This window comes from Vibrio profundi (assembly GCF_043642225.1).
GTDB classification, from domain to species: domain Bacteria; phylum Pseudomonadota; class Gammaproteobacteria; order Enterobacterales; family Vibrionaceae; genus Vibrio; species Vibrio profundi_A.
This window is the reverse complement of the sequence record NZ_JBHZSF010000003.1, coordinates 304859-318735: the sequence shown is the minus strand read 5'-3', so window position 1 is coordinate 318735 and position 13877 is coordinate 304859. Positions and strand designations below refer to the sequence as shown.

Annotated in this window: 14 protein-coding genes; 8 read left to right on the top strand and 6 right to left on the bottom strand. The window is 43.5% G+C overall.

Translation table 11 applies throughout. From position 1 onward, the window contains the following. Window positions 1-131 precede the first annotated feature (131 nt). The 3 genes from ACHUFI_RS08015 to ACHUFI_RS08005 all read left to right on the top strand — a co-directional run bounded on the left by ACHUFI_RS08015 (window position 132) and on the right by ACHUFI_RS08005 (window position 1323). Window positions 132-800: a tellurite resistance TerB family protein gene (locus ACHUFI_RS08015; RefSeq protein WP_394247959.1), complete on the top strand. Its 669-nt coding sequence runs from the start codon at window positions 132-134 to the stop codon at window positions 798-800. Between the two features lie 125 nt (window positions 801-925). Then, entirely contained in the window at window positions 926-1129 is a 204-nt protein-coding gene (locus ACHUFI_RS08010; RefSeq protein WP_394247957.1) for a YaeP family protein, read from the top strand. A 2-nt stretch (window positions 1130-1131) separates the two neighbouring features. Continuing rightward, on the top strand, window positions 1132-1323 hold the full coding sequence (locus ACHUFI_RS08005) for a DUF4250 domain-containing protein (protein WP_394247955.1): 192 nt from the start codon (window positions 1132-1134) through the stop codon (window positions 1321-1323). Window positions 1324-1599: 276 nt separating this feature from the next. Here ACHUFI_RS08005 and glyA read toward each other — a convergent pair whose 3' ends face one another. Next, window positions 1600-2850 carry a serine hydroxymethyltransferase gene (gene glyA, locus ACHUFI_RS08000; RefSeq protein ID WP_394247954.1) on the bottom strand — a complete coding sequence of 417 codons (1251 nt, stop codon included), beginning with the start codon at window positions 2848-2850 and terminating at the stop codon, window positions 1600-1602. Between the two features lie 347 nt (window positions 2851-3197). On the opposite strand from glyA, the gene ACHUFI_RS07995 reads away from it, so the two are divergent. The 3 genes from ACHUFI_RS07995 (at window position 3198) to ACHUFI_RS07985 (ending at window position 6452) form a co-directional block, all read left to right on the top strand. Further along, on the top strand, window positions 3198-3800 hold the full coding sequence (locus ACHUFI_RS07995) for a YitT family protein (RefSeq protein WP_394247952.1): 603 nt from the start codon (window positions 3198-3200) through the stop codon (window positions 3798-3800). 82 nt (window positions 3801-3882) lie between these two features. Next, a complete protein-coding gene (locus ACHUFI_RS07990; protein ID WP_394247950.1) occupies window positions 3883-5412 on the top strand; it encodes a winged helix-turn-helix domain-containing protein in 1530 nt (509 codons plus the stop codon). Between the two features lie 125 nt (window positions 5413-5537). Continuing rightward, a complete protein-coding gene (locus ACHUFI_RS07985) occupies window positions 5538-6452 on the top strand; it encodes a hypothetical protein (RefSeq protein ID WP_394247948.1) in 915 nt (304 codons plus the stop codon). Between the two features lie 110 nt (window positions 6453-6562). Here the strand turns inward: ACHUFI_RS07985 and treC are convergent, their stop codons facing one another. The 5 genes from treC to gmhB all read right to left on the bottom strand — a co-directional run bounded on the left by treC (window position 6563) and on the right by gmhB (window position 11924). After that, entirely contained in the window at window positions 6563-8248 is a 1686-nt protein-coding gene (gene treC / locus ACHUFI_RS07980) for an alpha,alpha-phosphotrehalase (protein ID WP_394247946.1), read from the bottom strand. A 77-nt stretch (window positions 8249-8325) separates the two neighbouring features. After that, window positions 8326-9753, bottom strand: a complete 1428-nt coding sequence (gene treB / locus ACHUFI_RS07975) for a PTS trehalose transporter subunit IIBC (protein WP_394247944.1) — start codon at window positions 9751-9753, stop codon at window positions 8326-8328. Between the two features lie 207 nt (window positions 9754-9960). Next, window positions 9961-10905: a trehalose operon repressor TreR gene (gene treR / locus ACHUFI_RS07970; RefSeq protein ID WP_394247942.1), complete on the bottom strand. Its 945-nt coding sequence runs from the start codon at window positions 10903-10905 to the stop codon at window positions 9961-9963. 72 nt (window positions 10906-10977) lie between these two features. Next, a complete protein-coding gene (locus ACHUFI_RS07965) occupies window positions 10978-11313 on the bottom strand; it encodes an MliC family protein (protein ID WP_394247940.1) in 336 nt (111 codons plus the stop codon). Window positions 11314-11372: 59 nt separating this feature from the next. Further along, complete coding sequence (gene gmhB / locus ACHUFI_RS07960) at window positions 11373-11924, bottom strand: D-glycero-beta-D-manno-heptose 1,7-bisphosphate 7-phosphatase (RefSeq protein ID WP_394247938.1); 552 nt, start codon at window positions 11922-11924, stop codon at window positions 11373-11375. Window positions 11925-12117: 193 nt separating this feature from the next. Here gmhB and metN point away from each other — a divergent pair, with 193 nt between their 5' ends. Beyond that, window positions 12118-13152, top strand: coding sequence for a methionine ABC transporter ATP-binding protein MetN (gene metN, locus ACHUFI_RS07955; protein ID WP_137355573.1), 1035 nt, complete (start codon window positions 12118-12120; stop codon window positions 13150-13152). Next, window positions 13142-13825: a methionine ABC transporter permease gene (locus ACHUFI_RS07950; protein ID WP_394247936.1), complete on the top strand. Its 684-nt coding sequence runs from the start codon at window positions 13142-13144 to the stop codon at window positions 13823-13825. Before metN ends, ACHUFI_RS07950 begins: the two co-directional genes overlap by 11 nt. The last annotated feature ends 52 nt before the right edge of the window (window positions 13826-13877 follow it).

The following is a 13877-nucleotide window of genomic DNA, read 5'->3' as shown; positions in this document are numbered from 1 at the left end:
TTTTTTGTAGCTGCAATAGGCCATTTATCAAACCATTACGTAAATAAATGTCAGTTAATCTTCAGTTCATATACTTAGTCGTATATTGAGTTTACTCACTCTATAAACTGGCTTTCCATCGGAGGTGAACCATGGACATAAAAAGTTTACTCAACCAAGCACTCAAATCAAACATCGTTAAACAAGGCAGTCAAAAGCTAGCCCAAGGCTCTTCAAGCTTAGGAGGGCTAACCAAAGACAAAGGTAAACTTGGGGCTCTTGGTGCGGGAGCGGTTGGCGGAGGCGTTCTTGGAATGCTAATGGGGTCGAAAAAGACTAAAAAGATGGGTAAGAAAGTAGCAGGTATCGGAGGAGCCGCAGCGCTTGGTGCACTGGCCTACAAGGTGTATAACGATTACCAAGCCAAACAAGGCACACCAGATTCTTCTCCCCAAGCAACGTTTGATGAGCAAGATTCTAATCATAATCTACTCATTCTTCGCTCGATGATCGCCGCTTCCAAAGCCGACGGGCATGTCGATGAACAAGAAATGGCTAAGATTGAGCAAGCCGTTGAAAGCATGGGCGCGGATTATCGGCTAACCAAATTAGTCTCTGAAGAACTGCATAAGCCACTCGATCCAAGTGAAATAGCTCAGCTCGCCACATCACCTCAACAAGCTAGTGAGATCTACTTAGCCTCTTTGATTGTGGCCGACGAGCAGAACTTCATGGAAAAAGCTTACCTAAAAGAGCTGGCTAACCAACTCGGGTTGGAAGAAGAAGTGATACTGCGTCTAGAACAACAAGTCACCAGCTAGCCTTTATAAATCGTCAAACTTATTGAGCAAAGACAAACAAACTCTGTAATTAAACAGAACGGCTTTGTCTTTGTTTTTCTCAATGTGTATATTGAGAGCAGTTATCATTTAGTTAGGGTTAAACCATGAAAGTATACGACTGTTGCGACCTAGTTCGTGAACTCTATTCACAAATTGGCAGTGGCGACCAAGGCTACATTCCTCAAGCAATTACTTGCGCAGTAAAAGCCTTCAATGACATCGCGGCAGATGAAACACTTCCTCAAGAAACTCGCGAGCGCGCTGCATTTGCAGCTGCAAACCTGCTCATTTCTGACTTTGAGGACTAACAATGAACCTGGCTAACTTTGAGAAAATGGATCCTGTGATGCTCATGAGCATAGTCAATATGAAGTTGCGTGATGACTTTGGTGGGGATTTAGATCGCGTTGTAAACTTTTATGATATCGACAAAGACACACTCATCGCAAAACTCGCTTCTGCAGGCTTCGAGTTCCTACCGGAAGCTAAACAGTTTAGATAAATAAGCAGTAAGCCGTAGCACTTGAATTCAGTATTTAAAGGTCAACTTCTGTTGGCCTTTTTGCTTCTCTCCCTAGCTCACTGCCCCCTAACGATAGCTGACTCTATCCCATTATTATGAAAAAACCAGTAACCTTCAAATGCAAAAAAGGCCCCCAAAGGGACCTTTAAACTCTTTTTCGAAGTAGATGAGCGAAGTTCAAGGAGCTCACACGGAGTTTGCGCTAGCAAATGAGTATGTGCGACACAGAAATTCGTCCACTCTACGAAGAAAAAATTAAGCGTAAACCGGTAGACGCTTACAGATCTCTAATACTTTTGCTTTAGTTGCTTCGATAACAGACTCATCGCCCATGTTATCTAGGATGTCACACATCCAGCCAGCAAGTTCTTTCGCGTCAGCTTCAGAGAAACCACGACGAGTGATAGAAGGAGAACCAACACGGATACCAGAAGTAACGAATGGGCTACGTGGATCGTTAGGTACTGAGTTCTTATTTACAGTGATGTTCGCTGCACCTAGTGCTGCATCTGCTTCTTTACCTGTGATGTCTTTGTCGATTAGGTCAACTAGGAACAGGTGATTCTCAGTAGAACCTGAAACGATGTTGTAACCGCGAGCTAGGAATTCAGCAACCATTGCTTTTGCGTTAGCAACCACGCGAGCTTGGTATTCTTTAAACTCAGGCTCTAGTGCTTCTTTGAACGCTACTGCTTTACCTGCGATAACGTGCATTAGAGGTCCACCTTGGCCACCTGGGAATACAGCTGAGTTCAGCTTCTTGTATAGATCTTCACCTTCACAAGAAAGGATTAGACCACCACGAGGGCCTGCTAGCGTTTTGTGCGTCGTTGTTGTAACAACGTGAGCGTGTGGAACTGGGTTAGGGTATACGCCAGCAGCGATTAGACCAGCAACGTGCGCCATATCAACGAAGAAGTAAGCACCTACTTTGTCAGCGATTTCACGCATGCGCGCCCAATCACAAACTTGAGAGTAAGCAGAGAAACCACCGATGATCATCTTAGGCTTATGTTCTACTGCTAGTGCTTCCATCTCTTCGTAATCGATTTGACCGTTCTCGTCGATGCCGTAAGGAATGATGTTGTACAGTTTACCAGAGAAGTTTACTGGTGAACCGTGAGTCAAGTGACCACCGTGCGCTAGGCTCATACCTAGAACAGTGTCACCAGCGTTCAGTAGCGCCATGTATACAGCGTTGTTCGCTTGAGAACCTGAGTGAGGCTGTACGTTTGCGTATTCAGCACCAAACAATTCACATGCACGTTCAATTGCTAGAGTTTCTACTTTGTCTACGTACTCACAACCACCGTAGTAACGCTTACCTGGGTAACCTTCAGCATATTTGTTAGTAAGCTGAGAACCTTGAGCTTCCATTACACGTGGGCTAGTGTAGTTTTCTGAAGCGATAAGTTCGATGTGCTCTTCCTGGCGAAGAGTTTCTTCTTGGATAGCTGCGAATAGATCCGCATCGTAATCAGCAATGTTCATGTCACGCTTAAGCATCTGTATCTCCTGACTCAGATTGTACTGAAAGTTTCAAAAAAACCACACAACGACCGAAAGCAAACGTTTTCGTCACCGTTCTAATGTGACGCATTCTACATAATTTGATCTAGGTCATAAAGAGCTAATTGCAATTTTCTCATGCAGTTTTTTCATAATGACTAGTAAGGTTTATCATGGTTGTGCGACTGGTCGCATTGACGGTATTCCTTACTGTCAATTTTACGCTTTACACCCTGTAAAACGCAGATTACATACATTTACCCTAATTTTACCTCTCTAGCTACCGAAAACATTAACTTTTCTCTACTATGCTCGCCATTATTGGCTAGTTAATTATGATATTGATGGAAAAACACTCACGTAAAGAAGATTGGATGGCTATTTTGACTGGTACCTTCCTAGTCGCTCAAGGTGTCTTCTTTTTACAGTCAGCCAACTTGCTGACTGGCGGTACCACAGGTTTGGCGCTCTTATTCAGCCAATTCACACCTTTATCTTTTGGTGTTCTCTATTTTATTGCCAATTGTCCTTTCTATTTATTGGCATGGAAACGCTTTGGACGTCGATTTGCAATCAACAGCGCTATTTCAGGTGCTTTAGTGTCTGTATTCGCTGATCATTTATACCTAGTTATTTCACTAGACAGCATCAGTGAAATTTACTGTGCGATTGCTGGCGGGTTACTAATGGGATTAGGCATGTTGATTCTATTTAGACACCGCTCGAGCTTAGGCGGCTTTAATGTGCTGTGTCTGTTTATTCAAGACCGCTATGGCATTTCAGTTGGAAAAACTCAAATGGCGATAGACTGCTGCATTTTATTTGCGTCATTCTTCTTCGTCACGCCATGGATTATTGCAGTATCCATTCTAGGCACTGTTGCACTTAACGTTGTTCTAGCGATGAATCATAAACCGACTCGCTACTCAGTGAATTACTCTTCGTAATATAAACTGAGTAATAAATTACTGGCTGTTTTTATTAATAAAAGCAGCTAGAATTTAGGTTTTAGAAACCATCGCCTTTCTTATGCAAGATTACCTCTCAAGTGCTAAAAGCAATCAAACCTCCATTGATATTGAAGGCCTAGCGTTTAATCCAACGACACGCGTATTAAGCTATAACGAACAAGTTATCGATTTAGAGCCTCGTTCTACTGAACTGCTTGAGTTGTTTCTAACAAGCGTGGGAGAACCGCTATCTGCAGAGCACATCATCGCATCAGTTTGGCAAAGCAATTTCATTTCAAAGAACGTGCTCACCAACAGGATCAGCACACTGCGTTCTATCATTCAAAAACACCTACCGGACAGCGACGCCACTAAAATCCTGGTGACCTATCCGCGTAAGGGATATTTCCTCAATCCAAACTCTATCAATTTGATAGAAGAATCCGCGAAACAAGCACCTGAGACCCCAGAGCCAACTTCAGTAAACAGACTCCCTTCTTCATTCAACCTTTTGCTCTTGCTGGTTACTGTTGGCTTGATGATCAGCACCACTGTATTCGGTTTCCTGTTTTGGCAATCGACGAATCAGGCTTTTGAACTTGAACGTGAGCAAAGATTAATACCTAAAGTCGAGTTATTACTGAATAGGATCGACGCTATTGGTGAAAATGCAAGGATGCATCGAAAGGTCATAAAAGCACTGCTGCTTCAGCAGCAAATCGAATATGCTTATACCGATCTGGCTAACCAAGATGCCCCGAGCTACTTCCTAGACCCTATCGACAATTCTCCTTTTTTCCCCGGTGCCAAGAACATGCGTACCAGTGACTATCTTCTTAACGTTCAATTGAAAGATCAGGAAATCGACAATCACCTTGTCGCTAAAATAAGCCTAATTTATCCAACCTCTGGAAAGCTCGCGTTTCGTGGGGTTTACTCTATCGATATAGACAACATCAGCGATAGTCTGATGGAAATCAACCATGAGCTAGCCAATTATTTTACTCTGCCTGCACCGCTGTCACCTATCTGGTCGACCAATAGCGCGGAACTCAACCATTTGCTTAACGGTGAAGCCATCAATCTTGAAAAGACGAAGCTCAACGTGATGACATCCACTCTGCTGGCACGACAACTGGCACTTTTCGAGACCAACCACCAACGTCTGGTTAACTTCACAAACTTAGTTCAAACACGTTTTAAGCTCATTCCAAATGAACTTAAGCTCTGGCTAGGGATTATTCACTTCAAGGTAAGAGATCTTCCTACTGCGAAAGACTTCCTCACTAACCCTGCAGGCAACACCAGTATCGAGAATGCACTGGTTTATATGATGGTTTCCCATATCGCTTACCAACAGGGAGACATGGATAAGTTCCGCCTCAACTACATGGAATCTTTGGTCGCTTTATTGAGAGTCGTACCTTCCGAAGAATTGTTTGCAAGGCTATCAAAGCCGGAGTCAAAATCGACCTGCCTCCAGCCCTGGAAAAACTTAAAATTAAGTATCAAAGAACCACGGATCATTAAACAGTGGGAGAATTTAATGCTTAACTACTGCACAGCTATCGACAATCAACTCACAAAAAAAAGTCTTCCATCCAAATAAAAACAACAACTTAAATATAAATTAAGATCTTATGTGTCTTCATTTTTTGCCCTATTTACCCTAGCAACAATAGCATTCCTAAAAACATCTGGTCATCCAGGCCATCAACATTAGGAACGCTATACATGAAAAAAACGATGACGCTGCTTACCCTCTCTCTTTTTGCTCTTTATGGATGTGGCGGCGGAGATAGCTCTTCTTCCGGTTCATCGAAGAGCCATAAAGGCTCAAATAAGCAAGTTGATTACCCAATTAAAAACTCTGAATTTGCACCCAAGCCCAACACGATTCTAAATTACTCGTTTACTACCGATGCTCAATTAGAAGGTGATATGAGGCTGAGTTTTATGCCGTTAAGCGGTGAGTTGATTATTGCCGAGCTTGAAGAAGAAAGTGGAAACGAAGCCCTGACCAAAGTGGTCAATGATCTTATCAATTATGGCATTACTGAGTTTTATGCGGCTAAGGAAACCTCCGTCGATAGTGAGGGGGAGCATGAAGATGGCGCGATCTATTTTGCTGGCCCCGATCGTGGGTTGCACGAAATTACTGAAGCTTACTTCATAGATAGTCGACTCATTACAAGGATGATGTACAGCAGCCCACTATTCCGCTTAACAGGGGCTGACGTAAAAGCGAGCAATCCAACCATTGATATCAGTGAAGAAACCGTTTCATTACAAGTCACTTTAGATGGGACTGCGGTCGCAAACATGTTGAGTGATTTTGAAGAGAATGAATGGGTGCAAGCTCTACCTGCTGACGCTTCTTGCCTAGTAACATGGCAACAAGAAATCGCAGAAACAGGCGTACGTAAAAGCTTCAAGATCTCAGGTAAATCTATTGAGGCCGCCAATTTAACAGAGAAGAATACCTACTACCTCAACTGTGCGGAAATGGACTCTACGGAGTTTGCAACCTCAGCAGAACGCTGGTTCAACCCGAGTATCGGCTTAATCGAACAAGTGGAGTTGATGTCGGTCGAACAAACAACCATTGAGGAAACCGTCGCGATATTGGCCTCGATTGAAAGTGCTTAGTTCGAGCGAGCTACACGGAAAAAGGCTTTGGGGAGCACTCCAAAGCCTTTAGTTAAGCCTAAACTCTCGAGGGTGATAGAGATTAGGCGCAATCAAAATTTTAGATTCAACTACTCTTCAATTAAAAGAATGCGAGTCTCGTAAGGACGTAGTACCTGATGACTCGACGCCGCTATAGCGGATGAACCTTGATAGTTAGACAGTAAAGTCTTCGCTTTCGCCATCTCATAACATTCAGGTAAAACGCACTCTGTGTCTTCTGCATAGTAGTTATTAATGCACAACAAAGTTTGACTGGCATTTTTTCGAGAGTAGGCAAATATCGAACTGTGTTCAGGTAGCAAATCTGTGTAATCACCATCGGTAATCACAGCCACTTCCTTTCTTAACTCAATCAGCCGCTTATAAAAGTTGAAAACCGAGTCTTCATCTTGAACAGCCTGCTCTGCATTGATTTCAGTATAATTTTCTGCCACATCTAGCCAAGGTTTACCTTTTGAGAACCCGGCATTCAATTGATCATTCCATTGCATCGGTGTGCGCGAATTATCTCGAGATTTCTGAGCCAAGATCTCCATCATGTCTTCGTGTTCAAGCCCTTGCTCATTCACCATCAGTTGATACATGTTGGTGCTTTCGACATCTTGGTACTGTTCAATTCTGGTGTAACCAGGGTTTGTCATACCAATTTCTTCACCTTGATACACATAAGGTGTGCCTTGCATCATATGCACAGAAGCCGCTAACATTTTCGCCGATTCCACACGGTATTGCTGATCATTACCCAAACGACTCACAATTCTAGGCTGATCGTGGTTACACCAGAATAGCGCTCCCCATCCCTTACCGTTTAGACCCGTTTGCCAGTGGTTAAAAATCGATTTAAGTTGTAAGAAATCAAACGGAGCTTTTGTCCATTTCTCACCATCGGTGTAATCGACTTTTAGGTGATGAAAATTGAATACCATAGATAACTCACTGTTATCTACGTTCGAATACTGTTGGCAATGTTCTAATGTCGTTGAAGACATTTCTCCAACGGTCACGCTGCCATACTTCTGGAATACCGCTTCACTGATCTCTTTCAAATACTCGTGGACACGTGGGCCATCAGTGTAATAACGACGCCCATCACCAATGTCATCGTTTAAAAAGTCTTGCTGCTTAGAGATCAGGTTAATCACATCTAAGCGGAATCCATCGACGCCTTTTTCCGCCCAGTAGCTAATGATCTCTTTCACTTCGCCGCGAACCTTCGGGTTTTCCCAGTTCAGATCGGCTTGCTCTTTAGCAAAAAGGTGTAAATAGTACTGACCTGTCGCCTCATCAAGCTCCCATGCATTGCCACCGAATTTTGATTGCCAATTCGTTGGAGCCTGTCCATCAACCGGATCTTTCCAGATATAGTAATCGCGGTATGGGCTAGCTTTATCTCCAAGTGCAGACTGGAACCACTCATGCGCTGTAGACGTGTGGTTAACCACAATATCCATCACAATGCGAATACCACGCTGATGCGCCTCTGCTAGCAATAAGTCGAAATCAGCCATAGTGCCAAATTCAGGGTTAATTGCGTAATAGTTGGAGATATCGTAACCATTATCAATCATTGGTGATTCATAAACAGGGGTCAGCCAAATCGCATCGACGCCTAAATCTTTCAGGTAATCCAATTTCGAGATAATCCCCTTTAGATCACCAGAGCCTTGCGCCCCACTGTCACAAAAGCTTTTCGGGTAAATTTGATAGATGGTTGCCGCTTTCCACCACAAAGCATCTTTCTGTTGAATCGTCATCTCTACTTACTCACTAAAAATCAAAAGCGGAGTGGTGAACGCCACCACTCCAAAAGGTTTGTATTTACGCTGTGGGACTAGCTTGCACTCGCAGGAGACAATTCGCCTTTTGCTTGAGCTCGCTTATAAAAGAACAATGTTAAAGTCGCCGGTAATACAATCGCTACTAGCATCGCCACTAGGTAGATTGACCAATATTGAGGCTGAATTGAAAGGATGCCCGGTAAGCCACCAACACCGATACCATTTGCCATGACACCAGCACTACCACAAATCGCAGCAGCAACAGCACTACCAATCATTGCGCTTAACATTGGGAACTTATATTTCAAGTTAATTCCGTACATCGCTGGTTCAGTTACGCCAAGGTAAGCAGAAATCGCCGCAGGCACAGAAATATCGCGCTCACCTTCACGTTTGCTCAGGATGATAATGCCTACTACAGCTGACGCTTGAGCGATATTTGAAAGTGCAATAAGTGGCCAAATTGGTGTACCACCTAGCTCTTGCATTAGCTGCAGATCAACGGCGTTAGTTGTGTGGTGGATCCCGGTAATAACAAGCGGTGCGTATAGGAAACCAAATAACATCGAGCCGATAATCGCGAAATCACCTGTCATCGCAGCTTTCGCAGCAAAAGCAACACCATCGCCAAGAATACGTCCAAATGGACCGATAAACGCGTGCGCTAAAATCACTGACAGAATGATAGAAACAAAAGGAACCACAACTAGGTATAAGTACGCTGGCACGATTCGTTTAAGGTTTGTTTCGATAAACGCCAAGGCTACACCAGCCAACATGGCAGGGATCACTTGAGCTTGATAACCCACTTTCTCAATAACGAAGAACCCAAAATCCCAGACCTCAGGCACGGATTTACCTATCATATAGGCGTTCATCAACTGAGGAGAAACTAACGTGACACCCAAAGTAATACCAAGAATTGGTGTTCCTCCAAGCTTTTTCACCGTAGCCCAACACACACCAACAGGTAGGAAGAAGAAGATAGCCTCACCTATCAACCATAAGAATGAATGAACGGTTGCCCAGAACTGGCTAATTTCAACTAAGGTTTTTCCGTCGAACATGCGAATGTCACCAATCACATTACGGAAACCTAAAATCAAACCACCGGTGATGATCGCAGGTAGAAGTGGTACAAAAATTTCGGCTAAATGGGAGATACCACGTTCTAAGAAATTCATGTTTTGACGAGCAGCCAGTTTAGACTCATCTTTAGAAGCGGCTTGCTTACCCGTCTGCTCGATCAGCATTTTGTAAACATCGTCAACTTCAGTGCCAATAACAACCTGAAACTGTCCGGCATTCGTAAAACAGCCTTTAACTAAGCTTAACGATTCCAACTTAGCGGTATCCGCCTGTTTCGTATCATTCAATACAAAACGTAAGCGAGTTAAACAATGGCTCACACTCGCAATATTGTCGGCTCCACCAATCAACTCTATAAGACGCGCAACGTCTTGCTTCGCAATCTTACTCATACTATTCCCACCCTGGTTCCTAATTACTTTCATCACCCAGACATCATGTCATCCGGACTTGTTGAACTATAAATGGGAACATTCCCATTAAGTGGTTATTATATTGCCCAAATGATAAAACAATTAAAATGGGAACAGTCCCATTAATTGAAAGAGATCACAATCTAATTTTAATTCACTTTGAAATTAATGGCTTATATTTGAAGATTATAAAATGGGATTTTGAGTATGGTGAGAGACTTCAACGAGACCAGATAACTGAGATATCAATAAGTTAGCTGCCAACTCGCCCGCAGATTGGTAACCCGGATCGATACTATAGACGTTAGGAAATAAGAAAGATAAAAGATCATTTCCGCCCACCCCAGTCACCGCGATGTCTTCGCGCTGCAGTTCTTGTAAGCGTTTAATCACACCAAGCGCAAGCGTATCACTCGCACATACGATCGCTTGAGTGTTTTGGGCAATCACTTTGTCCACTAGCTGGTAAGCACTTTCATGATGAAGCTGACCAGTTTGAAAGTTCGGCTCGGTTTGCGTTTTTGAACACCATTCAAGGTAAGCATTTAACCGCAGCTCACCGGTAGACTTGTCACTCGGATCGACCCCAATAAAGCCAATGTCAGTTAAACCTTGAGACGTTAAATGAGCCAGAGCACTTTCTATTACACCTTGATTGTCGTAATTAATTGAAGTGACATTTTCGGTGTCGAGTGCAATAACAACAGCGCGATGCTGCCACGCTTCTATGGCTTCAATATCACAGTCGGTGAATCCAAAAACGATGATCCCATCCACATTACGACGCTTGAGGACCTGCAGATGATCATTGGTTTTATCTCGATCGAATTGGCTTTCCATGATCACCACATCATACCCAGCCCCATAAAGGTGGTTGAGCATAGTGCCTACCGCTTTATTTTCCGATGGAGAGTCTAAACGCGAGATGATCACGCCGATGACTTTTTGGCTTCCACCACGCATCGATTGTGCAGATTTAGAAGGAACATACCCCGACTCTTGTATCACGCGTTCTACTTTTTCACGCGTAGCCGCTTTCACCTTTGGATCGTTCGTCAGCACACGAGAAACGGTCGATTTACCGACGCCAGAAAGCTTTGCTATATCAAGAATTGTGAGTTTTTTGCTCATAGAAGTCTAAGTTTAGTGGGAAAGAGAAGGAAGTAAGAATACTCTTACTTCCCGAATGGATTTGACCTACCGCTATAAGCGGCAATTTTTATAGATAACACGGCCAAGCTCTAAACGCGCGATATCGCCTTTTGTTCTTAGCGTCACACTGTTAAGTAATTCAGCAGTGCCATCATCAAGAATGTACTTTGTGCCCGACCCTGCCGCAACTTGCGTTAGACGATATTCATGCTTAGGTAAGCGTAAAACCGCCTTTTCATCAGGAAGGTATGCGACGTCAAACGTCTTATCGGATTCACATTGATAAGTCACGAATTGGCTCTCTTTTATCTCTCCATTGATGGAGGCAGATTGAGAGCACCCAACCAGCAGGATTGAGCAAAAAGCAGTAATGAACCAGTTATTCATTCGAAGCTCCTATTTATGTCTACTTTCACTTTGCCATTCATGTAAATGACGCGTAAGAGTTAACCTTTTAAATAAGCCGGAACGTCTTTAATGCTATCTAGTACCACACTTGCGATTGATTCGCCTTTTTCGGTAACAGGTTTACCGGTTCTCACTAGCACTTTTGTTCCTACACCCGCGGCTTCTGCCGCCATCATATCTTCTGCTTTGTCACCGATCATGACAGAATTTGCCATATCAATTTTTAGGAAGTCACGAGCAGAGATGAACATGCCTGGTTTAGGTTTACGACAGTCGCAATCTTGTTTGTAATCACCAACACCGTGCTCAGCGTGATGAGGACAGTAATAGATGCCATCCAGTTCGACGCCGTTATCAACAAAGTTCCAGTCCATCCACTGAGTCAGTGACAAAAAGCGATCTTCGCTAAACATCCCACGTGCAATCCCCGACTGATTGGTTACCAATACAAGCAAGTAACCCATGTCTTTAAAAGCTTTTGCGGCTTCAAAAACACCATCAATATATTCAAAGTCATGTTCATCATGTACATAACCATGATCGACGTTGATCACGCCGTCACGATCCAAAAAAACAGCCGGTTTTGACAAAATTCAGTTCTCAGTCAACTCTCTATAATTATTAATTATTACACGCTTTATTTCCTTCATCACTATCTAATTACCTTTTAGACGTCTAGACGTAAAAATATCTATTGACTTAGATCACGTAACGCCATAGCATCAACTGCAAATCGAGATATGACTCGACATTTTATTCTGTTCTCCCTGCACAGGTAATTCCATGATTAAAGTTAATCAAGTAAACAAGGTTTTCTATCAAGGCACTAAGGAAATCAATGCCTTAATTGATATCAACCTACATATACCGCAAGGCACTATCTTTGGGGTAATCGGCTCTTCAGGTGCAGGGAAAAGCACGCTGATTCGCTGTGTAAACATGTTAGAAGCACCAACTAACGGTGAGGTTATCGTTGATGGTGTTGACCTAACTAAGCTGTCAAAATCGGAGCTTAGTGAAGCTCGCCGTAACATTGGTATGATCTTCCAGCACTTCAATTTGTTGTCTTCTCGTACTGTTTTTCACAATGTTGCGCTGCCTTTAGAACTAGCAGGTAAAGATAAATCTGCTATTGAAACTAAGGTATCTGAGCTTTTGAAACTGGTTGGATTAGCCGACAAACGCGATACCTACCCTGCGAATTTGAGTGGCGGTCAAAAACAACGTGTTGCCATTGCTCGTGCATTAGCGTCTGACCCTAAAGTTCTGTTGTGTGATGAAGCCACCAGCGCGTTAGACCCAGCAACAACTCAATCTATTCTTGAGCTACTACGCGAAATTAACCGTAAGCTAAACATCACTATGTTGCTTATCACTCACGAAATGGATGTCGTAAAAAGCATCTGTCATGAAGTGGCGATCATTGGCGGTGGTGAATTGGTAGAAAAAGGAACGGTTGGCGAGATCTTTGCGCATCCGAAAACGGAACTGGCGCACGAATTCATTCGCTCGACATTAGATTTATCAATCCCTGAAGATTACCAAGTGCGCTTGCAAGAAACTCGCGTTGAAGGCAGTTACCCACTGGTTCGTCTAGAGTTTACTGGTGCAACGGTGGATGCACCTCTGATGACGCAAATCGCGCGTAAATTTAATATCGACGTTAGCATCCTAAGCTCCGACCTCGATTACGCCGGTGGCGTAAAGTTTGGCATGATGGTCGCCGAGCTCTTTGGTAATGAGCAAGATGACAACGCAGCCATCGAATTCTTGCGTGAACACAATGTAAAAGTAGAGGTGCTTGGTTATGTCCTTTAGTTTCAATGAAATCACAGGTTGGCTAAGCCTAAACGGTAACCTTCTACTGAGTGCGACATGGGAAACCATTTATATGGTTGCGGTTGCGGGAATCGTCGGCTTTGCAGTCGGAATCCCACTTGGAGTCATTCTTCATACAACCAAGAAAGGTGGCTTACTAGAGAATACTAAGCTCAACAGCATTCTTGGCGCTGTCGTCAACGTGGGTCGTTCCGTACCTTTCCTAGTGTTAATGGTCGCGATTATCCCATTAACGAAAATGCTGATCGGTACTTTCATTGGCACAACAGCCGCGATCGTTCCTCTGACCATTGGCGCGATTCCTTTTGTCGCTCGTTTGATTGAGAGTGCACTACTAGAAGTCCCTACCGGGCTTGTAGAAGCAGCGCAATCTATGGGTGCAACACCAACACAAATTATCAATAAAGTTCTATTGCCTGAAGCACTGCCAACGATTGTTAACTCCGTTACGATTACTCTCGTCACGCTGGTTAGCTACTCTGCTATGGCAGGTACGGTAGGCGGTGGTGGTCTCGGTGATGTGGCTATTCGCTACGGTTTCCACCGCTATGACGTCACTATTATGGCTGTCACTGTCGTGATGCTAATTGTGTTAGTACAAATTATTCAGTCTATCGGTGATGCAATTGTGCGCCGCGTAGACCACAGATAATCGATAGCCCCTGACATTCATCGAATCTGAACAAATACATAAGTTTATAAAA